This window comes from Mycobacterium sp. KBS0706 (assembly GCF_005938675.2).
Taxonomy (GTDB): domain Bacteria; phylum Pseudomonadota; class Alphaproteobacteria; order DSM-16000; family Inquilinaceae; genus Inquilinus.
Genome location: NZ_VCCH02000067.1, coordinates 1 through 23,351, shown reverse-complemented (window position 1 = coordinate 23,351; position 23,351 = coordinate 1). Strand labels below are relative to the sequence as shown.

Annotated in this window: 22 protein-coding genes; 10 read left to right on the top strand and 12 right to left on the bottom strand. The window is 69.1% G+C overall.

Annotated features, from left to right (window positions below; all coding sequences use genetic code 11):
- Window positions 1-3 precede the first annotated feature (3 nt).
- Window positions 4-1,371, bottom strand: coding sequence for a methylenetetrahydrofolate--tRNA-(uracil(54)-C(5))-methyltransferase (FADH(2)-oxidizing) TrmFO (gene trmFO, locus FFK22_RS28900; protein WP_138891488.1), 1,368 nt, complete (start codon window positions 1,369-1,371; stop codon window positions 4-6).
- Window positions 1,372-1,517: 146 nt separating this feature from the next.
- Between trmFO and FFK22_RS28895 the strand changes: the two genes are divergently transcribed.
- Window positions 1,518-2,402 (top strand): hypothetical protein, encoded by an 885-nt coding sequence (locus FFK22_RS28895; RefSeq protein ID WP_138891487.1) that lies wholly within the window; start codon window positions 1,518-1,520, stop codon window positions 2,400-2,402.
- Window positions 2,403-2,406: 4 nt separating this feature from the next.
- Here the strand turns inward: FFK22_RS28895 and FFK22_RS28890 are convergent, their stop codons facing one another.
- A complete protein-coding gene (locus tag FFK22_RS28890) occupies window positions 2,407-2,691 on the bottom strand; it encodes a DUF2218 domain-containing protein (RefSeq protein ID WP_138891486.1) in 285 nt (94 codons plus the stop codon).
- A 136-nt stretch (window positions 2,692-2,827) separates the two neighbouring features.
- Between FFK22_RS28890 and FFK22_RS28885 the strand changes: the two genes are divergently transcribed.
- The gene (locus FFK22_RS28885; protein WP_138891485.1) at window positions 2,828-3,601 is read left to right on the top strand and encodes a cyclase family protein; all 774 of its coding nucleotides are present in this window, start codon (window positions 2,828-2,830) and stop codon (window positions 3,599-3,601) included.
- A gap of 19 nt (window positions 3,602-3,620) precedes the next feature.
- Here the strand turns inward: FFK22_RS28885 and FFK22_RS28880 are convergent, their stop codons facing one another.
- On the bottom strand, window positions 3,621-4,526 hold the full coding sequence (locus FFK22_RS28880) for a LysR family transcriptional regulator (RefSeq protein ID WP_138891484.1): 906 nt from the start codon (window positions 4,524-4,526) through the stop codon (window positions 3,621-3,623).
- 108 nt (window positions 4,527-4,634) lie between these two features.
- On the opposite strand from FFK22_RS28880, the gene FFK22_RS28875 reads away from it, so the two are divergent.
- The gene (locus FFK22_RS28875) at window positions 4,635-5,105 is read left to right on the top strand and encodes an ester cyclase (RefSeq protein WP_221938940.1); all 471 of its coding nucleotides are present in this window, start codon (window positions 4,635-4,637) and stop codon (window positions 5,103-5,105) included.
- Window positions 5,102-6,031, top strand: a complete 930-nt coding sequence (locus FFK22_RS28870; protein WP_138891482.1) for an NADP-dependent oxidoreductase — start codon at window positions 5,102-5,104, stop codon at window positions 6,029-6,031. Before FFK22_RS28875 ends, FFK22_RS28870 begins: the two co-directional genes overlap by 4 nt.
- Before the next feature lie 19 nt (window positions 6,032-6,050).
- Here the strand turns inward: FFK22_RS28870 and FFK22_RS28865 are convergent, their stop codons facing one another.
- Genes FFK22_RS28865 through hutU form a run of 5 tightly spaced genes read right to left on the bottom strand, consistent with a single transcriptional unit; the run spans window position 6,051 to window position 11,543 of the window.
- Window positions 6,051-6,896, bottom strand: a complete 846-nt coding sequence (locus FFK22_RS28865) for an aminoglycoside phosphotransferase family protein (protein ID WP_186002710.1) — start codon at window positions 6,894-6,896, stop codon at window positions 6,051-6,053.
- Window positions 6,893-7,681 (bottom strand): N-formylglutamate deformylase, encoded by a 789-nt coding sequence (hutG, locus tag FFK22_RS28860; RefSeq protein ID WP_186002709.1) that lies wholly within the window; start codon window positions 7,679-7,681, stop codon window positions 6,893-6,895. Before hutG ends, FFK22_RS28865 begins: the two co-directional genes overlap by 4 nt.
- A complete protein-coding gene (hutH, locus tag FFK22_RS28855) occupies window positions 7,681-9,222 on the bottom strand; it encodes a histidine ammonia-lyase (RefSeq protein WP_138891479.1) in 1,542 nt (513 codons plus the stop codon). The genes hutG and hutH overlap by 1 nt, the downstream gene beginning before the upstream one ends.
- 1 nt (window position 9,223) lies before the next feature.
- A complete protein-coding gene (locus tag FFK22_RS28850) occupies window positions 9,224-9,859 on the bottom strand; it encodes a pyridoxamine 5'-phosphate oxidase family protein (protein ID WP_138891478.1) in 636 nt (211 codons plus the stop codon).
- Window positions 9,852-11,543, bottom strand: a complete 1,692-nt coding sequence (gene hutU, locus FFK22_RS28845) for a urocanate hydratase (RefSeq protein WP_138891477.1) — start codon at window positions 11,541-11,543, stop codon at window positions 9,852-9,854. Before hutU ends, FFK22_RS28850 begins: the two co-directional genes overlap by 8 nt.
- Before the next feature lie 106 nt (window positions 11,544-11,649).
- Between hutU and hutC the strand changes: the two genes are divergently transcribed.
- Window positions 11,650-12,396 (top strand): histidine utilization repressor, encoded by a 747-nt coding sequence (gene hutC, locus FFK22_RS28840; RefSeq protein WP_138891505.1) that lies wholly within the window; start codon window positions 11,650-11,652, stop codon window positions 12,394-12,396.
- On the opposite strand, the gene FFK22_RS28835 is transcribed toward hutC, so the two are convergent.
- Window positions 12,351-13,265, bottom strand: coding sequence for a 4-hydroxy-tetrahydrodipicolinate synthase (locus tag FFK22_RS28835; RefSeq protein ID WP_138891476.1), 915 nt, complete (start codon window positions 13,263-13,265; stop codon window positions 12,351-12,353). The two genes, hutC and FFK22_RS28835, sit on opposite strands and share 46 nt — an antisense overlap.
- Window positions 13,266-13,612: 347 nt before the next feature.
- On the opposite strand from FFK22_RS28835, the gene FFK22_RS28830 reads away from it, so the two are divergent.
- Window positions 13,613-13,846, top strand: a complete 234-nt coding sequence (locus tag FFK22_RS28830) for a hypothetical protein (protein ID WP_138891475.1) — start codon at window positions 13,613-13,615, stop codon at window positions 13,844-13,846.
- Here FFK22_RS28830 and FFK22_RS28825 read toward each other — a convergent pair.
- The gene (locus FFK22_RS28825) at window positions 13,843-15,357 is read right to left on the bottom strand and encodes an aromatic amino acid lyase (protein ID WP_138891474.1); all 1,515 of its coding nucleotides are present in this window, start codon (window positions 15,355-15,357) and stop codon (window positions 13,843-13,845) included. The genes FFK22_RS28830 and FFK22_RS28825 overlap by 4 nt on opposite strands.
- A 155-nt stretch (window positions 15,358-15,512) precedes the next feature.
- On the opposite strand from FFK22_RS28825, the gene FFK22_RS28820 reads away from it, so the two are divergent.
- Entirely contained in the window at window positions 15,513-16,541 is a 1,029-nt protein-coding gene (locus tag FFK22_RS28820) for an MBL fold metallo-hydrolase (RefSeq protein WP_138891473.1), read from the top strand.
- 248 nt (window positions 16,542-16,789) lie between these two features.
- Here the strand turns inward: FFK22_RS28820 and FFK22_RS28815 are convergent, their stop codons facing one another.
- Window positions 16,790-17,548 (bottom strand): hypothetical protein, encoded by a 759-nt coding sequence (locus tag FFK22_RS28815; RefSeq protein ID WP_138891472.1) that lies wholly within the window; start codon window positions 17,546-17,548, stop codon window positions 16,790-16,792.
- Between the two features lie 316 nt (window positions 17,549-17,864).
- Here FFK22_RS28815 and FFK22_RS28810 point away from each other — a divergent pair, with 316 nt between their 5' ends.
- From FFK22_RS28810 to FFK22_RS28800, 3 genes are all read left to right on the top strand, one after another.
- Window positions 17,865-19,469: a calcium-binding protein gene (locus tag FFK22_RS28810; RefSeq protein ID WP_138891471.1), complete on the top strand. Its 1,605-nt coding sequence runs from the start codon at window positions 17,865-17,867 to the stop codon at window positions 19,467-19,469.
- Between the two features lie 336 nt (window positions 19,470-19,805).
- On the top strand, window positions 19,806-20,531 hold the full coding sequence (locus FFK22_RS28805; protein WP_138891470.1) for a hypothetical protein: 726 nt from the start codon (window positions 19,806-19,808) through the stop codon (window positions 20,529-20,531).
- Between the two features lie 158 nt (window positions 20,532-20,689).
- The gene (locus tag FFK22_RS28800; RefSeq protein ID WP_186002708.1) at window positions 20,690-21,400 is read left to right on the top strand and encodes a M10 family metallopeptidase C-terminal domain-containing protein; all 711 of its coding nucleotides are present in this window, start codon (window positions 20,690-20,692) and stop codon (window positions 21,398-21,400) included.
- A gap of 252 nt (window positions 21,401-21,652) precedes the next feature.
- On the opposite strand, the gene FFK22_RS28795 is transcribed toward FFK22_RS28800, so the two are convergent.
- Entirely contained in the window at window positions 21,653-22,171 is a 519-nt protein-coding gene (locus tag FFK22_RS28795; protein ID WP_138891468.1) for a hypothetical protein, read from the bottom strand.
- Window positions 22,172-23,351 lie beyond the last annotated feature (1,180 nt).

The window sequence follows — 23,351 nt, the reverse complement described above, 5'->3', positions numbered from 1 at the left end:
GGCTCAGGCGGCCGCGCGCCGTCCGAGCCACAGGTCGAGATCGGCCAGGGCCCGCTCGCTGTATAGGCTCTTGCGGTCGCGGCCCTTGACCTTCTTCTGGCCCGGCTGGCGCTCCGGAATCTCCGGCGGCGGGAACAGGCCGAAATTGACGTTCATCGGCTGGAAGGTCTCGGCCGCGCCGCCGCCGGTGATGTGGCTCAGCAGGGCACCCAGCGCCGTGGTCACGGGCGGCGGGATGATGGCTTGGCCCAGCCGCTCCGCCGCCGCCATCCGCCCGGCCAGCAGGCCGATCGCGGCGCTCTCGACATAGCCCTCGACGCCGGTGACCTGGCCGGCGAAGCGCAGCCGCGGCATCGCCTTCAGCCGCAGCGCCGGGTCGAGCACCCGCGGGCTGTTGATGAAGGTGTTGCGGTGCAGCCCGCCCAGCCGCGCGAATTCGGCGTCCTGCAGGCCGGGGATCATGCGGAACACCCGCACCTGCTCGGCGTATTTCATCTTGGTCTGGAAGCCGACCATGTTGAACAGCGTGCCCAGCGCGTTGTCCTGGCGCAGCTGGACCACGGCCCAGGGCCGGCGGTCGCTGTGCGGGTTGGTCAGGCCGACCGGCTTCATCGGGCCCCAGCGCAGTGTGTCCGGCCCGCGCTCGGCCATCACCTCGATCGGCAGGCAGCCATCGAAATAGGGGGTGTCCTTCTCCCAGTCCTTGAACTCGGTCTTCGGCGCGGCCAGCAGCTCGGCGATGAAGGTCTCGTACTCCTCCTTCGACATCGGGGAGTTGATATAGTCCTTGCCGGTGCCGCCGGGACCGGGCTTGTCGTAGCGCGACTGGAACCAGGCGGTGCCGAAGTCGATCGACTCGCGATGGATGATCGGGGCGATGGCGTCGAAGAAGGCCAGCTCGGCCTCGCCGGTCAGGCCGCGCACCGCCTCGGCCAGGGCCGGGGAGGTGAGGGGACCGGTGGCGACGATGACGCTGTCCCAGGCCTCGGGCGGCAGGCCGGCGACCTCGCCGCGTTCCACCGTCACCAGCGGATGGTTCGCCAGCTCGGCGGTGACCCCGGCGGAGAAGCCGTCGCGATCGACCGCCAGCGCGCCGCCGGCCGGCACCTTATGAGCGTCGGCATGGCGCAGGATCAGCGATCCGCAGCGCCGCATCTCCTCATGCAGCAGGCCGACGGCGTTGTACATGGCGTCGTCGGAGCGGAAGGAGTTGGAGCAGACCAGCTCGGCGAAGCCGTCGGTGTGGTGCGCCTCGGTGCCGCGCACCGGGCGCATCTCGTGCAGCACCACCGGCACCCCGGCCGCGACCAGCTGCCAGGCCGCCTCGCTGCCGGCGAGGCCGGCGCCGATGACATGAACGGGTGTGCTCATCGAACCGATCTCCTGCGAAGGGCGTGACTGATACGCCGATCGTTCCGTGCAGGCAACGGGCCATGACTCGGATCGGGCCGCCTTTTTCATGCCACGCTGCTGCATGTATCTAGAAGCTGTGCGCGTGGATGGGGAGGGGACATCGCATGGCGTCGAGATGGGCCTGGGTGCTGGCGGCGGCGGCGCTGGCGTTTCCGTTCCCCGCCACGGCGCAGGACGCGCCGGCGGGCGGCACCAACAACTCCTGCATCTTCGCCCATGACGGCGAATGCGACGAGGCCAACGGCACTTGCGCCGCCGGCACTGACAGCGCCGACTGCCGGCCGTCGGCCGCGACCGATCCGGCGAATTCCTGCCGCTTCGCCTTCGACCAGCGCTGCGACGAGCCGGGCAAGGGCACCGGCCTTTGCACCGCCGGCAGCGACACGGCCGACTGCGCCGCGGTCGCGCCGCCGCAAGCCCCGAGCGCGCCGGCCCAGACCGTGCCGTCGCAGCGGCCGGCCGACGACAGTTGCCCCTTCGCGCGGGACAATGAGTGCGACGAGCCCGGGATCGGCTCGGGCGCCTGTGCCGCCGGCACCGATGCCAGCGACTGCAAGGCCAAGACCACGGTGCCGGCTCCGGCCACGCCTGCGACGCCTCCGGCGACGGCCGGGCCGGACAGCTGCCCCTTCGCCCGCGACGGCGAATGTGACGAGCCGGTCACCGGCTCCGGCGCCTGCGCCGCCGGGACGGACACCACCGACTGCAAGGCCGGGCAGGGCGCTGCCCCCGCGGCGCCGGCCGCGCCATCGTCGGGGGGCGACGACAGCTGCCAGTTCGCTCATGACGGCGAGTGCGACGATCCGGACCGTGGCACCGGCCTCTGCACCGCCGGGACCGACGACACCGACTGCTCAGCCGCGGGCGAAGGCGACACCGCGGCCCCGGCCGCCTGTCCCTTCACCGGCGACGGCGAGTGCGACGAGCCGGACAAGGGCTCGGGCCTGTGCGCCGCCGGCACCGATCTCGAGGATTGCCGGAGGAAATGACCGGCTAGACCGGCGTCCAGTCGATCTTCAGCTCCTCGCGGAAGGCGAAGCGGACAAGGTGCGAGGCGATGACGCCCTCCAGCCGGGTCAGCCCGGCAGCGTCCGGCGCCTCGTTGCGCAGCACCAGCAGCGCCGGCTCGGCCGCCAGGGTCGTGGTGCCCATCTCGAAAGTCAGGTGGCCCTTTGCGGCGTCGAAGGTCGCCGGGATCTTATGGCCGAAATGCTTGCATAGTTGCTGCAGGTACTTGCTGGCGTGCTCGGTGGGAATGCGGGCTTCGGAGCTCGGCATGATGTCCTCTTCGATCGAATGATCCTCAGATGGGTTCGTTGCGAGCGGGTCGCAACGGGCTGCGGCCTTCTGACGGTGGCGGCGGGATCGGCGGCGCGGCACAGTCCCGGCGCCATACCCGAATCGAGGCGCATCCATGCCCAAGCTCATCGACATCTCGATCCCGCTCGAGAACGACGTCCCGGCCGACCCGCCGTTCCAGAAGGTCTCGATCACCTATCGCGGCCATGACGAGACCGCGCGCGAGATCGCCTTCGTGTTCCCGGGCCTGCAGCCGGACCAGCTGCCGGAGGGCAAGGGCTGGGCCGAGGAGCGGGTGGCGATCTCGACCCACAACGGCACCCATCTCGACGCGCCGTGGCACTACCACCCGACGATGGACGGCGGGAAGCGCGCCATCACCATTGACGAGGTGCCGCTGGAATGGTGCTTCCAGCCGGGCGTGAAGCTGGATTTCCGGCACCTGCCGGATGGCCATCTCGTCACCCCGGCCGAGATCGACGCCGAACTGGAGCGGATCGGCCACACGCTGAAGCCGCTGGAGATCGTGCTGGTCAACACCAGCGCCGGCGCCCGCTACGGCCAGGCCGACTATGTCGACAGCGGCTGCGGCATGGGCCGCGACGCCACGTTGCACCTGCTGCAGCAGGGCGTGCGCCTGGCCGGCACCGACGGCTGGAGCTGGGACGCGCCGTTCAGCCATACGGCGCGGCGCTTCAAGGAGACCGGCGACGCCTCGCTGATCTGGGAGGGCCACAAGGCCGGCCGCGACATCGGCTACTGCCACCTGGAAAAGCTGCACAACCTGGAGGCGCTGCCCTCCACCGGCTTCACCGTCAGCTGCTTCCCGGTGAAGATCCGCGCCGCCTCCGCCGGCTGGACCCGGGCGGTGGCGATCCTGCCGGAATAGGCGGGATCAGTCCGGGTCGTCAGGTCCCCGCCTGTGCCGCCACGAGATCGCGGAACCAGCGCTGGGCGGGGTGGGCGTCGTTGCGGCGGTGCCAGGACAGCACGAAGGGCACCGGCGGCAGGTCGAGCGGCGGAGGCAGCAGGCAAAGGGCGCCGGCATGGCCGGAGGCCGCGACCACGCCGTGCATCAGCGTCGCGATCAGGTCGGACTGCGCCACGACGGCCGGCGCCGCATAGGTTTGTGGCAGCGTCAGGCCGAGCCTGCGCTTGAGGCCCTGCTTCGCCAGCGCGGCATCGACCAAGCCGAACTGCTCGTGTTCGGGCGACACCAGCAGGTGCGGCAGCGCCAGAAATCGGTCGAGATCGAGCGGCCGGCCCGCCGCGGGGTGGCCGCGGCGCAGCACGCAGACGAAGCGCTCCTCGAACAGCGGGCGGGACAGGATGCGGCCGGCCGGCGTCACCGGCACACCGATCGTTGCATCGGCCTCGCCGGCATCCAACACTCGGACGGCATCGTCCCGCGCCGTGAAGCCGCGCACCCGCAGCACGGCGCCGGGCGCGGCCGCCTGCAGCGCCGTCACCAGCTTGGGCAGCAGCAGGAAGGCGGGGTGATCCGACAGGCCGAGGGTGAAGGTCGCGGCCGACGAGGCCGGGTCGAAGGTCCGGGTGAAGTCCAGCGTGCGCTGGATCTGCGCGAGGGCACCCGACAGGGGCTCGGCCAGGTCGAGCGCGCGGGGCGTCGGCTGCAGGCCCTGGGGCCCGCGCACGAACAGCTCATCCCGCAGCAGGGCGCGCAGCCTGGCCAGCGCGGCGCTCATCGCCGGCTGGGTCCGGCCGATCCGGGCGCCGGCGCGGGTAACGCTGCGCTCCGCCATCAGGGCGTCGAAGGCGACCAGCAGGTTCAGGTCGATGCCGTGAAGATCCATGGCATGGATGATCTCATATTCCGATTATCGATTTCAAATATGGTTTCGTGTCTCCCAAGTCTTGCTCGTCGGGATCGTCCGGCCACCCCAGAGCGAGAATGGATGAAGATGAACCAACCCCAGAGTGGCCCGGCGGCCGGGCTGACGGCGGCGGAGCGGCACGCGGTCGAGACCCTCTATCGCGCCTTCGCCGATCATGACCCCAATTTGCTCGACCAGGCCGTCACCCCGGACTGGCTGGATATTCCGCCGGCGCCGGGCCAGGGGCCGGGCCCGGAGGGGTTGAAGCCGATGGTCCGGGCCTTCCTGCAGGCCTTTCCCGATCTCGACGTTACGATCGAGGATATCTTCGGTCATGACGGGCGGGTCGGCGTGCGGGCGCTGATCACCGGCACGCATAGCGGCGAATGGTTCGGCATCGCGCCGACCGGCCGGCCCGTGCGGCTGGCGCTGCACGAATTCCACCATCTCAGGAACGGCCGGATCAGCCACACCTGGCATCTCGAGGACTGGTTCGGGATGCTGCAGCAGGTCGGTGCCTGGCCGCCGAGCCCGGCCGCGGCGGAGTCGGTGCGATGAAGGCGGCCCGCATCCACGCCTATGGCGATCTCGGCAATGCCGCGGTCGAGGAGGTGCCGGTGCCGGAGGTCGGGCCGGACGAGGTGCTGATCCGGGTGGCGGCGGCCAGCGTCAATCCGCTGGACGTCAAGCTGATCGGCGGCGGGCTCGACACCTATTTCCCGCTGGCCTTCCCCTATGCGCTGGGCACCGACCTTGCCGGCACCGTCGAGCGGGCCGGGCCGCTGGCGGCGCGCTGGCGCCCGGGCGATCGGGTGATCGCTCGGGCGGATCCGGTGCGCGGCGGCGCCTTCGCCGAATTCGCCGTCGTGCCTGCGGCCCGGATCGCGGCGGCCCCGGCGACCCTGCCGCCGGCCGCGGCGGCCGGCCTGCCCACCGCGGCGGGGACGGCCTGGCAGGCGCTGTTCGAAACCGCCCATCTCAGGGCGGCTCAGACCGTGCTGATCCATGCCGGGGCCGGCGGCGTCGGCAGCGCCGCGGTACAGCTGGCGCGGATCGCCGGCGCCAGGGTCGCCGCCACTGCGTCCGGCGCCAACGCCGACCTGCTGCGCCGGCTCGGCGCCGGCCAGGTCATCGACTATCGGACCGAGGATTTCGCCGCGGCGGTCCGCGATGTCGACGTCGTGCTGGACACCGTCGGCGGCGAAACCCAGCAACGTTCCTTCGCCGTCCTGCGGCCGGGCGGGGTGCTGGCCAGCATCGTGTCGCCGCCGGATGAGGCGCTGGCACAGGCGCATGGCGTCTCGGCCACCTTCGTGTTCCACCAGACCGACGCCACCCGCCTCGGCCTTGTCGCCGGGCTGTGCGATGCGGGATCATTGACGGTGGTGATGGACCGCGAGCTTGCGCTCGGAGGTCTGGCCGTGGCGCTCGACCACGTCGCCTCCGGTCATACCCGCGGGAAAGTGCTGCTCCGCCCGGCCTGATCCACTGGCAGCCGCCGGGTCAGACCGGCAGCAGGCTCCGCATCGCCGCGGCGGTCACGATCGCCGCGGCGACAGCCTCGTCGCCGTCCCCGTCCTCGACATGCCACAGGGCGGAAAGCACGGCCTGGGCGAAGGACCAGCGCAGGATGCGCTCTTCCGGCAAGCCCAGCGCCTCGGCAATGATCCACACTCGCCGGGCGATGTGGCGGGGATCGTTGTAGAGATCCTCGGCGCCGCCCGGGTTGCGCAGGCCGGCGCCGGTCTCATAGGCCAGCTCGCCGATCACGCCCTTGGGGTCGATCACCAGCCAGCCGCGATCGCCGCCGTCCAGCACGTTCTCGTGGTGCAGGTCGCCATGCAGCAGGAAGCGCCGGCCCTGGGTGGCGCAGAGATCCATGAACTCGGCCTCGGCGCGATCGAGCAGCGCCGGCGGAACCTCGTCATGCGGCGGGCCCGAGCGGTAGCGGGCGAAGGCGCGGCCCCAATGCTCCACCGTCGGCCAGGGGCCGGGCGGCGGGTCGTCCTGGTGCAGGTCCGCCATCACGCTGCACAGGATACGGACGGCCTCGTCGTCCCGGCCGGCCAGCACGGTCTCGGTCAGCTCCGTCCCCGGCAGCGCTCGCTCCAGCAGCACGGCGTTCTGCTCGTGCCCCAAGACGCGAACGGCGCTGCGGCCCTGATAATGCGCCAGCATGGCGGGGCCCAGCATCTCGTCGCTGTTCGGCTTCAGCACCTTCAGCACCGACCGCCGGTCGCCGCGGCGGACGAAGGCGACATGGGCGCCGTTGCGCTCGATCGCCTCGCCATCGGGCTCCAGCTCCCAGCGGTCGAGCCACAGCTCGACCGGCGACAAGGCGTTGCTCACGGCCTCCAGTCCAGCATCGATTTCAGCACCCTGCGCAGCACCGCCTGCAGCGGCCGAGCCCGCTCCGCCTGATAGGTGAAGGGCGGATCCTCGTCCATGTAGTGGCGCTGCGCCAGCTCCATCTGCAGCGCGTGCACATTGTGATCCGGCTGGCCGTAATGGCGGGTGATGATGCCGCCCTTGAACCGGCCGTCGATCACATGGGTGAAGCCCTCGGCCGTGCGGCAGATCTCCGCGATCCGCTCCTTCAAGGCCGGTGCCGCGGTGGCGCCGCCATTGCTGCCGAGGTTGAGGTCGGGCAACAGCCCGTCGAACAGCCGCGGCACCACCGAGCGGATCGAATGCGCGTCATAGAGCAGGGCGTAGCCGTGCTGCGCCTTGATCCGCTCCAGCTCCGCCGCCAGCGCGCCGTGATAGGGCTTCCACACCGTCTCCACCCGGCCGGCGATCTCCGCCGCGTCCGGCTCCTCGCCCGGCCGGTACAGCGGCCGGCCGTCGAAGTCTATGGTCGAGCACAGGCCGGTGGTGGCCTGGCCGGGATACAGGCTCTGGTCGTCGGCCGGACGGTTCAGGTCGACGACATAGCGCGACTGCACCGCCTGGATGATGCTGACGCCCAGCCCCTCGGCGAAGTCGTAGAGCCGGTCGAGATGCCAGTCGGTGTCGCGCAGCAGCTGACCTTCCGGTGTGAGCCTGGCCCGGATCGCCTCCGGCACGCCGGTGCCGACATGCGGGATGCTCAGCAGCAGGGGCGCGGTGCCCCGGTGCAGGCGGAAAGCGTCCATCACGCGGCCTCCTTAATGCTCGGCAGCAGGCCGGCGGCATAGGCCAGGAAGATGCCGGCCTGGACCAAGCCCTTCGCGGCCTGGATGTCGGGGGCAAAGAAGCGGTCCTCATCCCACTTCCGCACCTTGGCCCGCAGGACGGCCATCGCCGCCTCGATCCGCTCGGCACTGTGCAGCGGGCGGTGGAAGTCGATGCCCTGCGCCGCGGCCAGCAGCTCGACCCCGACGATCACCGCGGTGTTCTCGGCCATGTCGGCCAGGCGGCGCCCCGCATGGGTCGCCATCGACACGTGGTCCTCCTGGTTGGCCGAGGTCGGCAGGCTGTCGACCGAGCTCGGATGCGCCAGGCTCTTGTTCTCGCTGGCCAGGGCGGCCGCGGTGACATGGGCGATCATGAAGCCGGAATTGACGCCCGGATCGGACACCAGGAAGGGCGGCAGGCCGGACAGGTTGCTGTCGGTCAGCAGCGCGATGCGCCGCTCCGACATCGCGCCGATCTCGGCGATCACCAGGGCCAAATTGTCGGCGGCGAAGGCCACCGGCTCGGCATGGAAGTTGCCGCCGGAGATGACGTCGCCGGTCTCCGGAAACACCAGCGGGTTGTCGGAGACGGCATTGGCCTCGATCTCCAGGACCCGTGCCGCATGGCGGATCTGGTCGAGGCAGGCGCCCATCACCTGCGGCTGGCAGCGCAGCGAGTAGGGGTCCTGCACCCGGTCGTCATTCTCGACATGCGAGGCGCGGATGGCGCTGTGCTCGAGCAGGCCGCGCAGCGTCGCCGCCACCTCGATCTGGCCCTGCTGGCCGCGCCATTCATGGATGCGGGCGTCGAAGGGCGCGTCGGAGGCGCGGGCGGCGTCGACCGACATGGCGCCGGCGACGAGGCCCGCGGCGAACACCTCCTCCGCCGCGAACAGGCCGAACAGGGCCAGGGCAGTGGAGACCTGGGTGCCGTTCAGCAGGGCCAGGCCCTCCTTCGGCGCCAGGGTCAGCGGCTTGAGGCCGATCTGGCGCAGCGCGTCGGCGGCCGGCCAGCGCTTGCCCTTGAGCCGGATCTCGCCTTCGCCGAGCAGCGCCGCCGAGAGATGGGCGAGTGGGGCGAGGTCGCCCGAGGCCCCGACCGAGCCCTTGGCGGGGATGCAGGGATAGGCGCGGGCATCGAGCAGCGCCTGCAGCGCCTCGATTACCACCCAGCGCACGCCGGACCGGCCGCGGGCCAGGCCGTTGAGCTTGAGCGCCAGGATCAGCCGGACGATGGCGTCGTCCAGCAGCGGGCCGGTGCCGACCGCGTGCGACAGCACCAGGTTGGTCTGCAGCTGCTGCAGCCGGTCGGTCGGGATCCGGGTCTGGGCCAGCTTGCCGAAGCCGGTGTTGACGCCGTAGGCGGTGCGGTTCTCGTCGACGATCGCGGCGACGGTGGCGGCCCCGGCCTCGATCTCCGGCCGGCAGGCCGGGTCGAGGCGCACGGCGCCGTCGGTGCGGGCGATGGACCGGAGCTGCGGCAGCGCCAGGCGGCCGGCGGTGAAGATGATGTCGGCCATGTCAGTAGAGCCTGTCTCTGTAGGCGGTTTCGAGCCCGGATTGGACCTCGTCCGAATCGAGCCCCTTGATCTGGTCGGCCAGGATCTTGCCCAGGGTCGGGAAGCTGCTGCGCTCGATCTGCGCCGCCGGGTCCCAGAGGCGGGACCGGATCAGCGCCTTGCCGCAGTGGAAGTACAGCTCCTCGACCGTCACCCGGAGGGCGGAGGCCGGGACCTTGCCTTCGACGGCCATGGGTTCGAGCAGCGCCGGATCGGTGGTGATCGCGGCGCCGCCATTGACCCGCAGCGTCTCGTTGATGCCGGGCACGAAGAAGACCAGCCCGACCCTGGGGTTCTCCAGCACGTTGGAAAGGCTGTCGCACAGGTTGTTGCCGCGCCGGTCGGGGATCAGCAGGGTGTTGCCGTCCGCGACCGTGACGAAGCCGGGGGCGTCGCCGCGCGGGGAGGCATCGGCGCTGCCGTCCGCCCCGGCGGTGGCGATCACCAGGAAGGGCGACAGGCCGATGAAGGCGCGGGCGTGCGGATCGATCCGGTCCAGGATCTTGTCCCGGATCATCGCTCGCGGCTCGGGATAGAGGTCGCGCAGCGAGTCCTGGTCCTGGATGCTTTGATCGTGACGCCCGGCAGCCTCACCCATTCGTATCCTCCAGCATCGGCAGCTTCATGCCCTGTTCGCGGGCACAATCGCGGGCGATGTCGTAGCCCGCATCGGCATGCCGCATGACGCCGGTTCCGGGGTCGTTGGTCAACACCCGCTCCAGCCGCCGCGCCGCCTCGGCCGTGCCGTCGGCGACGATCACCATGCCGGCATGCTGGCTGTAGCCCATGCCGACGCCGCCGCCATGATGCAGGCTGACCCAGGTGGCGCCCGACGCGGTGTTCAGCAAGGCGTTCAGCAGCGGCCAGTCGGACACGGCGTCCGACCCGTCCTGCATCGCCTCGGTCTCGCGGTTCGGGCTGGCGACCGAGCCGCTGTCGAGATGGTCGCGGCCGATCACGATCGGCGCCTTCAGCTCACCCTTGGCCACCATCTCGTTGAAGGCGAGGCCCAGGCGATGGCGCTGGCCGAGCCCGACCCAGCAGATCCGGGCCGGCAGGCCCTGGAAGGCGATGCGCTCGCGCGCCATGTCCAGCCAGTTGTGCAGGTGGGCGTCGTCCGGGATCAGGTCCTTCACCCGCTGGTCGGTCTTGTAGATGTCCTCCGGGTCGCCGGACAGCGCGGCCCAACGGAACGGGCCGATGCCGCGGCAGAACAGCGGGCGGATATAGGCCGGGACGAAGCCGGGGAAATCGAAGGCGTTCTCGACGCCGACATCCTGCGCCATCTGGCGGATGTTGTTGCCGTAGTCGAGCGTCGGGATGCCCATGGCGTGGAAGTCGAGCATCGCCCGGACATGGGCGGCCATGCTCTCCTTCGCGGCTCGGACCACCCCCTCGGGATCGGTCTGGCGGCGGGATTCGGCCTCGGCCCAGCTCCAGCCCGCCGGCAGGTAGCCGTTCAGTGGGTCATGCGCCGAGGTCTGGTCGGTCACGGCGTCCGGCCGCCAGGACGGGTCGGATTTGGCACGGCGCACGATCTCCGGGAAGATCTCGGCGGCGTTGCCGAGCAGGCCGACCGAGACGGCGCGGCCCTGGGCCTTCGCCTCGTTCACGATCGCCATCGCCTCGTCCAGCGTCTCGGCCTTGCGGTCGACATAGCGGGTGGCCAGGCGGCGCTCGATCCGGCTGGCCTGGCACTCGACCGCGATCATCGAGGCGCCGGCCATGGTCGCGGCCAGCGTCTGCGCGCCGCCCATGCCGCCGAGGCCGCCGGTCAGGATCCAGCGGCCCTTCAGGTCGCCGCCATAATGCTGGCGGCCGACCTCGGCGAAGGTCTCGTAGGTGCCCTGCACGATGCCCTGGCTGCCGATATAGATCCAGGAGCCGGCCGTCATCTGGCCGTACATCATCAGGCCCTTGGCCTCGAGCTCGCGGAAATGCTCCCAGGTCGCCCAGTGCGGCACCAGGTTGGAATTGGCGATCAGCACCCGGGGCGCGTCGGTGTGGGTGCGGAACACGCCGACCGGCTTGCCGGACTGGACCAGCAGCGTCTCGTCCGGCGCCAGGTCCTTCAGGGTGCGGACGATGGTGTCGAAGGACTGCCAGTCGCGGGCCGCCTTGCCGATGCCGCCATAGACCACCAGCTCGTCCGGATTCTCGGCCACGTCGGGGTCGAGGTTGTTCATCAGCATGCGCATGGCGGCTTCGGTCTGCCAGGTGCGGCAGCTCAGCTCCGGCCCGTGCGGCGCCCGGATGACGCGGCGGTTGGTGGCGGTCGTCACGGCAAGGCCTCCCTCTGAATTGGTGCTGGCGTCGAATTGGTATAGGGTTGTATATACAAGCTGTGACGGCTCGACAAGAGCCAGAAAGGATGCTGGCAAAATCGTGATGGAGCCCCAGCCCCTGACGCTGCTGGACGAGCCGCAGCCGTTGTACCGCCGCGTGAAGGCGATGATCCTGCGTTCGATCGAAAGCGGGGACTGGGCCGAGAACGGGCGGGTGCCGTCGGAGAACGAGCTGGTGAAATCGCTCGGCATCAGCCGGATGACGATCCACCGGGCGCTGCGCGAACTGACCGAGGCCGGGGTGCTGGTGCGGGTGCAGGGGGTCGGCACCTTCGTCGCCGGCGCCAAGCCCGAGGCGCCGCTGATGGAGATCCGCAGCATCGCCGACGACGTGCGCGCCCGCGGCCATGCGCACAGCGCCACCGTGGTGCTGCTGCAGCCGGAGGAGGCCGCGGCGGAGACGGCGGCGCGGCTCGAGGTGCCGGAAGGCACCGCCATCGCCCATTCGGTTCTGATCCATCACGAGGACCGCGTGCCGATCCTGCTGGAGGACCGGCTGGTCCGGCTCGACGCGGCGCCGCATTACCTGGCGCAGGACTTCACCCGGATCACGCCGCACGACTATCTGATGCAGGCGGCGCCGATGCCGGATGGCGAGCATGTGGTCGAGGCGGTGCTGGCCGAGCCGTGGGAGCGCGAGCACCTGAAGATCGGCCGGCACGAGCCCTGCCTGCTGGTGCATCGCCGCACCTGGGCGGCGGGGCGGCTGGTCAGCGTCGCCCGGCTGCTGTTCCCGGGCTCGCGCTACCGCATCGGCGGGCGGTTCACAAGCCGGGCCTCGGCCGGCTGACGCCGCTCGACCTCGCGGTCGAGCCGGGCGGCGAGGGCATCGCTGACACCCGTCATTGGCAGCCGGACCTCCGGGCTGTCGATCAGGCCGCTGCGCCACAGCCAGTGCTTGATCGGCGCCGGGCTCGGCTCGGCGAACAGCAGCCGCGGCAGCTCCGACAGGGCCCGCCAGGCAGCGAGGGCGCCCGGCTGGTCGCCGGTCAGCAGCCGGGCGCGGATCGCGGCGAAGGAAGCGGTCTCGACATGGGCCGAGGCCAGGATGCCGCCGTCGGCGCCCTGGGTCAGGGCGGTGTAGAACAGCGAATCCTCGCCGGTCAGCACCGAGAAGCCGGCGGGGCGATCACGCAGCAGCTCGAAGGATTGCCGGGCGTCGGCGCAGCAATCCTTGACCCCGACGATGTCGGGCCGCTCGGCCAGGCGCAGCATGGCCTCATTGCCCAGGTTGACGCCGGTCCGGTAGGGGATGTTGTAGATCAGGATCGGCCGGTCCGTCGCGTCGGCCAGGGCGGAGAAGTGGCGCTCGAGCCCCTGCTGCGACGGGCGGACATAATAGGGGCAGGCGATCAGGGTGCCCGCGACCGGCCAGACGGCGGTGCGGGCGAGGTCCTTGACCAGCTTGCGCGTGTCGCTGCCGGACAGGCCAAGATACAGCGGCAGCGGGCATGCCTCGGCCGCGATCGCGACCACACGCTCGGTCTCCCCGGCATCGAGCGTCATGCCTTCGCCGGTGGTGGCGGCGAGGATCAGGCCGTCGACCGGTCCGGCGGCGTAGTGCCGGACCAGCCGGCGCAGCGAGGCCTCGTCGAGCACGCCGTCGCGGAACGGGGTGATCAGCGGCAGCCAGAGGCCGGTCGGGGCGGGAAGGGCCATGGGTCGTCTCCTGGGTGAGGCCGGAGACGGGGATGGCGCAGAGACGACAAGACCCCGTCCGAACCGGCGGGGTCTGGTTGATCCTGAAGCGCGCGGCGGCTTACCGCGGGCAGTGATCTCCGGTCCCCGCGAGCGGGGCTTTTTTGGCTTTCGCGAAGAGGGTGCGGCCGGAGGTCATGGCCGGACAATCGCCTGCCACGGCCGGGGCGGTCAAGCGGTGTCTGCCGAAGCGCCGGCCGAGCCCTCCCATTTGAGGGATGTGCCTCGCCCCACCTTAGGGATACAGCCGGCAAGGCCGCTCATCCGATTTTTAGATAAAGACATTCTATCGATTTGTGGGCCGGATCGTGATCAAGATCGACCTGTCGGCGATCGACGCCAACACCGTGCTGGCCGGCAACCAGGCCTTCAGCTTCATCGGCGGCGGCCTGTATACCGGCGTCGCCGGGCAGCTGCGCTTCGCCGTGACAAGCCCCGGCGTCACCACCATCGCCGGCGACGTCAACGGCGACGGGGTTTCGGACTTCCACATCAGCCTGTCTGGCGCGATCGGCATGCTGGGCACGGACTTCGTGCTCTAGCGCGGCATCTCCCAGGCCCTGAGCCAGGCTTCGATCGGGGCGAGGTCGAACGGGACCTCGCCCTCGCGGCCGATCGGCAGCAGCGGGCGGATCGCCCGCCAGGGATCGCGCAGGCCGCGGCCCAGCCCGTCCACCGGCAGGAAGCGGCGGTCGATCGCCCAGGCGGCGACCGCAGCCTCCACCGTCACTGCGGTCCAGGCGGCGTCGAGCTGGCGCTCGGTCTCCTCGACCGCGAAGGGCGCCATGCCGCCGACATCCTCGACCCCGTCGCAGACCTGGCCGCGATACTGCAGCGCCACCGGCTGGGCGGCAATGCGGGCGGCGGCGACCTTGGCCGCGGCGATGTGGCCGAGATTGAGGAACTGCACCCCGCCGGCCGCCCCGGACTCGGCCGCCAGCCCGGCGGGCAGGCCGCTGAAGGCCGGCCATTGCAGCTTGTGCACGCGCTCGCCCGAGGCCTCGACCGCCTTGGCGACGGCGAGGCGCAGCGCGTCGAGCGCGACCGCCAGCAGCGTCGTCTCCATGCTGCCATGCGAGATCGCGGCGCCGGTGGCGCGGTCGATCAGCGGGTTGTCGGCGACGGCGTTCAGCGCCGCCTCCCAAGCCTCCCACGCCCAGGCCAGCGCGGTGCGGGCGGCGCCGTGGATCTGCGGCGCGCAACGGAAGCTCAGCGGATCCTGCAGGAGGCGCGGGGCGCCGGGCTGCCACAGCGCGCTGTCCTCGAGCAGGCGGCGCAGGGCGCGGCCGGAGGCGGCATGGCCGGCCTGCGGATGGGCGCGCTCCACCGTCTCCGACCAGGCGCCGGGATGGCCGCGAAAGCCCTCCAGCGCCAGCGCGGCGGCGAGATCGAGCGCGTCGAGCAGCCGCTTCGCCTCGGCCAGGGCCAGGGCGCCGGCGGCGAGGGTGAGGGCGTTGCTGTTGAGCAGCGACATCGCCTCCTTCGCCGCCAGCCCGTCGAGCGGCGGCAGGGCCGAGGCCAGGCCTTCGAGCACGGGGCCGTCGGAGGCGCGGCCGACCAGCGGCAGGGCCAGCTGCGACAGGGCGACGATGTCGGAGGCGCCGACCGAGCTGCCGGTGCGGACATCGGGCGCCACCCCGGCATTGGCGCGGGCCAGCTGCGCCGCACACAGGGCCGGGCGGACGCCGGACCAGCCGCGGGCCCAGCCGTTCAGCTGCACCGCCAGCGCCGCGCGGATCACCGCGGCGGGCGCCCGGCGGCCGGGGGCGCGGGTGGCGTGGCCAGTCAGCACCGCGAGGTTGAAGGCGGCGTCGCGGCGCGGGTCGACGGCGAAGTCCTTCTGCGAGCCGAAGCCGGTGGTGATGCCATAGGCCGGCACGCCGGCCTCGACGATGCGGTCGACGGCGGCGCGCGCCTCGGCGATCCGGTCCCAGGCGGCGTCGGACAGGGTCAGCCGGGTGGCGCCGGCGGCGAAGCGGGCCAGGGCGGCGATGCCGAGGCTGTCGCCGTCGAGGGTCAGGACGGCCGTGTCGGCCGCGGGCATGTGGCTCATGATCGGGGGCTCGCTTCGTCGTGATGCGAGAGGTAGGGCAGGGCGGCGCGGCCTGCCGCCAGCCGAACGCCGCCCGCTGTTCCGCCAGCGACAGCGGAGGGGCCCTGCGCAACAATCGCTTGGCGGCGCCGCCCGACATGGCGAGGATGCGCGCCATGGATGCACCGACCCTGACCTATCCTCACCACACGGCGCCCGAGCCCGGCGTGCCGGTGGAGGTGGCGCCCGGCCTCTTGTGGCTGCGCTTCCCGCTGCCGATGGCACTGAACCACGTCAACCTCTGGCTGATCCAGGACGGTGACGGCTGGCTGCTGGTCGACACCGGCATCGGCAACGCCGCCTCGCGCGAGATCTGGGAAACCCTGCTGGCCGGGCCGCTGCAGGACAAGCCGATCCGCCGGGTGCTGGTCACCCACATGCACCCGGACCATATCGGCCTGGCCGGCTGGCTGTGCGAGCGGTTCCGGGCGCCGCTCCTCATGACGCTGTCGGAATACGCCACCGCCCGCGCCACCTGGTCGGACGACCGGCCCGAGGTGGCGGCCGCGCATGCCGCCTTCTACCGCGCCGCCGGCCTGCCGGCCGAGGCGGCGGAGACCGTGGAGGCGCGCGGCAATGTCTATCGCCGCGGCGTCTCGCCGATCCCGGTGGCCGCCCGCCGCATCCGCGACGGCGACACGCTCGCGATCGGCGGCCGGCCGTGGCGGGTGATCGTCGGCGAGGGCCATGCCGGCGAGATGGCCTGCCTGTACGATGCCGGGCGCGGGATCCTGATCTCGGCCGACCAGGTGCTGCCGAAGATCAGCCCGAACGTCTCGGTCTGGCCGTCGGAGCCGGAGGCCGACCCGCTGGCGGATTTCCTGCGCAGCCTTTCCGTGCTGCGGCAACTGCCGGCGGAGACGCTGGTGCTGCCCTCGCACGGCCTGCCCTTCCGCGGCCTCGTCGAGCGGATCGACTGGCTGGCCGCGCATCACGCCGAGCGGCTGGCCCTGACCCGCGAGGTCTGCCGCACCCCGGCGACGGTGGCGGAGCTGATGGCGGCGATGTTCCACCGCGCGCTGGACCGGCAGCAGATGATGTTCGCGGTGGGCGAGGCCACGGCCCATCTGAACCGCCTGGTTGCCGCCGGCGAGCTGGCGCGGGAGACCGGCGCGGATGGGGTGTGGCGCTACCGGCAGGTCTGAGCCCGCCCGAGGAGAGAGAAGGGCGGGGTGGTCAATCACCGTCCTCTTCATCGTCATTCCCGCGAAAGCGGGAATCTCTACCCGGACGGCGTGACGAGATCCCCGTTTTTGCGGGGACGGGGTTGTTGGGAGGCAGGCGCGCGGACGCGCGCAGAGCCCTCCCCCTTGCCCCCTTCCGCAAGGGGAGGGGGAGAGTGGAAGGCTGGGCCGGCTGGTGACGGCAAAGGATGGTGGGCGCGCGGCGGCCCTCAGCGGCCGCGCCGTTTCAGCTCCCAGGGCGGGCGGTCGAGCCGCTTCTCGGTGAAGAGGTCGATCCAGCAGGGAGGGATTTTCTGGTTGCCCTTGAAGTAGAAGTACCGTCCCTGCTCAGGGCCGGTCTCGGGCCACAATTTCGATTCCGCTTCCGATTCCGATCCGGGTTCGTCGTCCTCCGCTTCGCGGCCGTAGGACCATTTGGCGCCGGAATAATCGGGGTTCAGCCAGGCCGGGTCCGGGTGGATGCCCATGTCGCGGCAGAGATGGATGACGATTTCCTCGAGCGGATGCCCGGCGAGGGAGAGGGCGGCGTCGATCTCCTCATCCTCGATCAGCCGCTCCCACAGATCGGCCAGCAGCGCCTCGCCCTTCTCGGCGCCGACCGAGTCGTCGCAGCTGATGGAGCAGGAGACGGCGCGGGCCACCTGGCGGCGGCGCTGGGTCTTCTCCTCGGCCCGGTCGCGGGCATGAGCGGCCGCCTTCTGCGCCATCTCCTGGCGCTTCTGGGCGAAATGGAGCTTCAGCGCCAGGGTGCGGCGGACACCGCGGGCGACGCGGTCGAGGGAGATCTCCAGGTCCTTGACTGCGGCGGCGTCGCCGGCCTTGATCGCGGCGAGGGAGGCGGCATGCAAAGCCTCGGCGCGCTCCATCGCCATCTCGGCCAGCCGGTCGAGCACGCGTGCCGCCTGCTCGGCATCGGCGGAGGCCGGTGCGGCGGGCTGCGGGTTGGAGTCGGAGTGCGGTTTGTTCATGGAACGTATCATGAACAAGATTTGGACGCAAAGCAATGAACATTGCGTTAAGCGCTCCGGGCGAAGCGAGCCGGCGTCTTGCGGGGAGCAGGGATTCAGTCTTAACTGTTCGCGGGAGCCCGGCCGCGGGAACAACCGCAGCGGGTGAGGGGGGCATGGAATGATCACCGATTTCGAGACTGCGCCGGCCATTCCGGCGCACCCGCAAGGGCATTCTTCCATCCGACGGCCTCCGTCATTTCAAGCGGGCTGCGATCATTGCTTTTCCTGAGCCATAGACGGGATCGCCGGTAGCGACCCGGACAAGGAGATTTTCATGGGCGACCCCACCCCCGGCGACGATGTGCTGACCGGCACCCCCGAGGACGATTTTCTCGAAGGGCTTGCCGGCAACGACCAGATCTTCGGCCTCGCCGGGGATGACACCCTTTTGGGCGGCCCCGGCGCCGACCGGCTGGACGGCGGCGCCGGCATCGACACGGCGGCCTATGACGTTTCGCGGATCGGCGTGAATGTCGACCTCGCCACCGGGGTCTGCTCCGGCGACGCCACCGGCGACCAGCTGGCCGGCATCGAGAATCTCAGGGGGTCGAACTACAAGGACCAGCTGGGCGCCGCCGCGGCCGGCAGCCTGCTGGATGGCGGCAACGGCGACGACTACCTCTACGGCAATGCCGGCGATGACCGGCTGATCGGCGGGGGCGGGTACGACCGCCTCTATGGCAGCAGCGGCGACGACACGCTCTATGGCAGCCAGGGCGGCGACCTGATGCATGGCGGCGGCGGCTTCGACACCGTGTCCTATGCCGCGTCCTGGCACAACGTGGCCATCGACCTGTCGACCGGCGATGCGCTCTACGGCGATGCCGAGTTCGACACCCTGGTCAGCATCGAGGGCGTGATCGGGTCGGCCTATAATGACGAATTGAGCGGCGGCGCCGTCGCCGAACGTTTCCAAGGCGGTGCCGGTAACGACAAGCTCTTCGGCCGCGCCGGTGACGATGTGCTGAACGGCGGAGCCGGGGCCGATGCGCTGAACGGCGGGGCCGGGCTGGATTTCGCCGACTATCAGGGCTCCCTGGCCGCGGTCACGGTCGACCTGCTGACCCATTCGGGATCCGGCGGCGATGCCCAGGGCGACACCCTGGTCAGCATCGAGAACCTGGCCGGCTCCGCCAATTCCGACCATCTGATCGGCGACGACCTCCGCAACGTCTTCGCCGGCCGGGCCGACGATGACCTGCTGGCGGGGAATGGCGGCAACGATGCCCTCTCCGGCGAGGCCGGCAATGACACCCTCCACGGCGATGCCGGCGACGATACGCTGGAGGGTGGGGCGGGGGCCGACACGCTGACCGGCGGCGCCGGTGCCGATGTCGCCAGCTATGCCGGCTCTTTGGCCGGGGTGATGGTGTCCCTGGCTGGCAACACCGGCGAGGGCGGCGATGCGGCGGGCGACGCCCTGCTGGGCATCGAAAGCCTCGTCGGCTCCGGCGCCGGCGACACGCTGATCGGCGACGCCGGGGCGAACGGCCTGTCGGGCGGCGGCGGCAACGACGTGCTCAGCGGCGGCACCGGGGCCGATGTCCTGAAGGGTGGGGCGGGCACGGACCGCTTCGTCTATGCCGCGATCGGCGACAGCACGGTGGGGGCGGCCGGCCGGGACATCATCGCCGATTTCGCGGTGGGGGACCGGATCGACCTGTCGGCGATCGATGCCGACGGCGCTGCCGGCGGCGGCAACACCGAATTCGTCTTCGGCACCGGCGCCTTCACCGGCCACCCCGGCGAGGTGCGGGTGGTCAACTATGGCGGCGGCCGCCAGGGCGTGTATCTGGAGGTGAACGGCGACACCACGGTGGATGCGATCATCGAGGTCTATGCAGCCCATGGGCTGACGGCGGAGGATTTTGTGCTGTAGGGCGGGGGCTGCTGCGGAGACGGTGCGCTATCAGGTGCCCGTCTGAGGGAGCGAGTGCGGTCTCGTGTCCGATCCGATCGAGAAAGGGTGGCCTGCAAGCTGCCTGCGGATCTGCTTCGCTCACCGGAGATGTGCCAATTTGTGCACTGTCATCGAGATTCCAGCGGGGTGGATCGCGGCGACGGTTCAGGCCCCGGGCGCGCCCGGCGGACCGCGACCATCCGCCTTTGGAATGGGCCCATCCGCACTCCGCATGCGAATCCGGCCGGGGCCGGCTCTATAGATCGCAGACGAAATCCTCACACCGAAACACCCTGGCCGGCCAAGGAGAGTTCCGTGGAGCAGATCAATCGATACATCGCCGAAAACAACCAGAAATTCGCGGATCATCCCCTGATCGACTTCCTGCGGGACCCGGCGATCGACCCGCAGCAACGGCTTCTCATCGCGCCCTGCATGGCGTTTTTCGCGATGGGGTTCAGCGACCTGAACCGGTATGTCTATCGCGAGGTCGACGACGGCGACATGTTCCAGGCCATCGTCAACGAGCATACGCTGGAGGACGAGCGGCATTCCGCCTGGTTCATCTCCGACTGCAAGAAGCTCGATTTCAACCAGGCGCTGACCTTCACCGAGGCGATGTGCTTCCTGTGGGGGCGCGAGACCATCGGCGTCCGCCGGGCGATCTACGATTTTTCCGCGCTGCTGCGCTACGCCACGCCCTTCGAGCGCTACGTGGTGCTGGAGGCGCTGGAAGGCCACGGCCATGTGCTGTTCTCGGCCACCTGCCAGGCGGCCGAGGAGCTGAGCGCCCGGACCGGCAAGGAGTATGTCTTCTTCGGGCCGCATCACCTGGCGATGGAGACCGGCCACGCCACCGGCGAAACGGTGGCGCGGCTGCAGGACGAGATCGACCTGTACCAGCCGTCGACCGAGCAGCACCGGAAGGCGATCGCCCTGGTCGACAAGGTGTACGAGATCTTCACCCGCTATAACGACGACCTCTATGAGTATGCCAGCAACCACCGCCCGGACGACCGCCTGATCGCGAAGCTCTATTGAGGGGTTTGGGAGTGCGGTGAGAGTGCACGAATTGGGCGCCTTCGGACGCGATATGAAGGACCCCTGGATCGGCTGGAATGCCAGAGCATCTGCGTCCTCCGCTCCCGCCGAGCGAGGGCGAATGCTCGCTAAAAGTACACTATCACCGCAATTCCCTGGTGAGCATCGACGGCGCGATCGGGTCGGCCTGTAATGACGAGCTGAGCGGCAACGATGCCCTCTCCGGCGAAGCCGGCAACGACACCCTCCACGGCGATACCGGCGACGACACGCTGGAGGGTGGGGCCGGGGCCGACACGCTGACCGGCGGCGCCGGCGCCGATGTCGCCAGCTATGCCGGCTCTTTGGCCGGGGTGATGGTGTCCCTGGCTGGCAATACCGGCGAGGGCGGCGACGCGGCGGGCGACATCCTGGCCGGCATCGAGAACCTCGCCAGCTCCGGCGCCGGTGACACGCTGATCAGCGACGCCGGGGCGAACGCCTTGTCGGGCGGCGGCGGCCACGATGTGCTCAGCGGCGGCGCCGGGGCCGATGTCCTGAAGGGCGGGGCGGGCACGGACCGCTTCGTCTATGCTGCGATCGGCGACAGCACTGTGGGGGCGGCCGGCCGCGACATCATCGCCGATTTCGCGGTGGGGGACAGGATCGACCTGTCGGCAATCGATCCCGACGCCACGGCCGGCGGCGGCAACACCGCCTTCGTCTTCGGCACCGGCGCCTTCACCGGCCACCCCGGCGAGGTGCGGGTGGTCAACTATGGCGGCGGCCGCCAGGGGGTGTATCTGGAGGTGAACGGCGACACCACGGTGGATTCGATCATCGAGGTCTATGCGGATCACGGCCTGACCGCGGAGGATTTTGTGCTGTAGGGCGAGAGGCGGGAACGCATTTTTAGTGCGAGTATGTCGACAGCATTCCGAATTCTTGCGTCACGGGAAGTTGCATTTCGACCGGCTAAGCTTCGGGTGAAAACGGCGTGCTGACGAATAACTTTCGGCTTGTCTGCGCGATATGCGGCCATCCGGGATCAGCCCTCCAAAGCGGACATGACGGGATTCGACCCAAAGACGACATCCGGCGCGACATCTTCACCGTGCCCCTTCTCCGGTCCGTTTCGCTTTCTAAGGGACAGTTTGAGACCTGAGTATAGACAGAGGAAGGCCTTGCCCCTCAGCCGGACTGAAGCAATTTCCTTCGTCCGTACCAGCCAGATTCGCATGCGGCTGACACCTATAGTAGTTGATAATCTTTCTTTTTGACCGGATCCGCATAACCGCAATCTCAGTATTAAAGTCAATATCCCACTGACTTCCTTGATAATTTTTATATGATTTTGTGCTCACAGAAATAATGCGTAGCGTCGAATTGTACGAAATCCGACTTATATCTTCGATCAGTATTGTCGCACTTATGCCGACTGATTGATTGCATATTTTCATATCTTTGACGCTGATTAATGCCCGTTGAGAAAAATCCGGACTCGAAGCGGCAGGATCTTTGTCATCGTATTCGACAGAATCGCACTGCCATACTGCTGCCGATTTCCATTCAGATGGCACGCTTTCCCAATTGCTGGACGTCGAAACGCAGGATGCAACCGCTAACGACACAAAAAGCAACCAACACGCTTTGTAGGTCATGGCAATTTCCTCTCAATATTCTTGGTAAATGCGTACGCTAATATAACGGCAGTGTCGACCTCAGCGGGCAGTGACAACCATTCGTCGAGCATGGCGCCAACGCAACCCTCAACTCGAGTCCGTTTTCCGCCCTTCTCGGCCGGCCAGGCCCAATCTAGGCCGTCCGAAAGCGGCCGTCGCGCCCGACGCCGGAGAGCGGACATGACCGCACGCGACCCTTTGCGGACCGTCAGGTGCCGCAAATTGCCTGCCGTGTCTTGCCAGGCTCCCCAACCATATGCCGCTCGCACATGTTGCCAGAAAAGCCACTTGATGGATGATGCCGCTGGAGCGCAAACCCGGCATAGTCAAGGAGACGGTCGATATAATGACCAGAGGTTCTTCGTTATGACATCTAAATCCGAGAGTTCTGGTTCACGTAGATCATCTCCACAGAACGGGTCGCTCTCATGACCTATCTGCGCATCAAGACGCAGAAGCTTGTTCGATGCCATCGCAAAGGCCCTCGCGGCCAGATCGATGTCTCTGACGCATAGAGAGCCGGACGGCGGGGACCCGTTCTTCGGCTTTTGCTTTGCGTCCATAGGGACAATCGCATAACGCCGTCCTGAGGGATTACTGGGAAAAATGACAACTCGTCCGTGCGCGATTGTGTTTCTCTTCGTGGATAGCTGCAGGACATGTTTCTGAAGGGTTTCCCATTCCTGGGCAAACTCTGTGTAACGCTGTACCGTTTGGATTGCCTTATCTGTAAATTTAGCTTTTGATCTGAAATTTTCGATTGAGAAGAAGCTTGAGGCCAGAGCATTGACTTTATTCTTCCCAAATGCTCTGAGCGATACGAGGAATAGACCGTTTTCTACATGCGACCATTGCGTAGTGGCTAATCCGATTGCCGCGTAGAATGAAAGCATTTCCTCTGAGGGCGTCATTAAAGGGCGTTTTGCCATATCAAGACCTACAAAATGAGTCTGCGCCGAATATTGAACGCGCCGCGGCAGCCGCACAAGCCATAGCGCGGACCGCGGACTTCCGCTTTCCGCCCTTCTCGGCCGACCAAGCTGGATCGAGGGCGTCCGAAAGCGGTCACCACGTTCGACACCGGACAGCGGACATGACCGGACGCGACCCGTTGCGTATCAAGCGACATCCGGAACTGGACCCCTGTCGTCAGGGAGAA

Bases quoted from the DNA above. Each gene is read 5' to 3' on its own strand.
- FFK22_RS28885 (WP_138891485.1), top strand. From the start codon at position 2,828: ATGCCCAAGCTCATCGACATCTCGATCCCGCTCGAGAACGACGTCCCG.
- FFK22_RS28825 (WP_138891474.1), bottom strand. From the start codon at position 15,357: ATGAGCCACATGCCCGCGGCCGACACGGCCGTCCTGACCCTCGACGGC.
- FFK22_RS28815 (WP_138891472.1), bottom strand. From the start codon at position 17,548: ATGAACAAACCGCACTCCGACTCCAACCCGCAGCCCGCCGCACCGGCC.
- FFK22_RS28890 (WP_138891486.1), bottom strand. From the start codon at position 2,691: ATGCCGAGCTCCGAAGCCCGCATTCCCACCGAGCACGCCAGCAAGTAC.
- FFK22_RS28870 (WP_138891482.1), top strand. From the start codon at position 5,102: ATGAAGGCGGCCCGCATCCACGCCTATGGCGATCTCGGCAATGCCGCG.
- hutG (WP_186002709.1), bottom strand. From the start codon at position 7,681: ATGGACGCTTTCCGCCTGCACCGGGGCACCGCGCCCCTGCTGCTGAGC.
- hutC (WP_138891505.1), top strand. From the start codon at position 11,650: ATGGAGCCCCAGCCCCTGACGCTGCTGGACGAGCCGCAGCCGTTGTAC.
- FFK22_RS28795 (WP_138891468.1), bottom strand. From the start codon at position 22,171: ATGACCTACAAAGCGTGTTGGTTGCTTTTTGTGTCGTTAGCGGTTGCA.
- FFK22_RS28880 (WP_138891484.1), bottom strand. From the start codon at position 4,526: ATGGATCTTCACGGCATCGACCTGAACCTGCTGGTCGCCTTCGACGCC.
- FFK22_RS28810 (WP_138891471.1), top strand. From the start codon at position 17,865: ATGGGCGACCCCACCCCCGGCGACGATGTGCTGACCGGCACCCCCGAG.
- FFK22_RS28820 (WP_138891473.1), top strand. From the start codon at position 15,513: ATGGATGCACCGACCCTGACCTATCCTCACCACACGGCGCCCGAGCCC.
- FFK22_RS28895 (WP_138891487.1), top strand. From the start codon at position 1,518: ATGGCGTCGAGATGGGCCTGGGTGCTGGCGGCGGCGGCGCTGGCGTTT.
- FFK22_RS28875 (WP_221938940.1), top strand. From the start codon at position 4,635: ATGAACCAACCCCAGAGTGGCCCGGCGGCCGGGCTGACGGCGGCGGAG.
- FFK22_RS28835 (WP_138891476.1), bottom strand. From the start codon at position 13,265: ATGGCCCTTCCCGCCCCGACCGGCCTCTGGCTGCCGCTGATCACCCCG.
- FFK22_RS28850 (WP_138891478.1), bottom strand. From the start codon at position 9,859: ATGGGTGAGGCTGCCGGGCGTCACGATCAAAGCATCCAGGACCAGGAC.
- hutH (WP_138891479.1), bottom strand. From the start codon at position 9,222: ATGGCCGACATCATCTTCACCGCCGGCCGCCTGGCGCTGCCGCAGCTC.
- trmFO (WP_138891488.1), bottom strand. From the start codon at position 1,371: ATGAGCACACCCGTTCATGTCATCGGCGCCGGCCTCGCCGGCAGCGAG.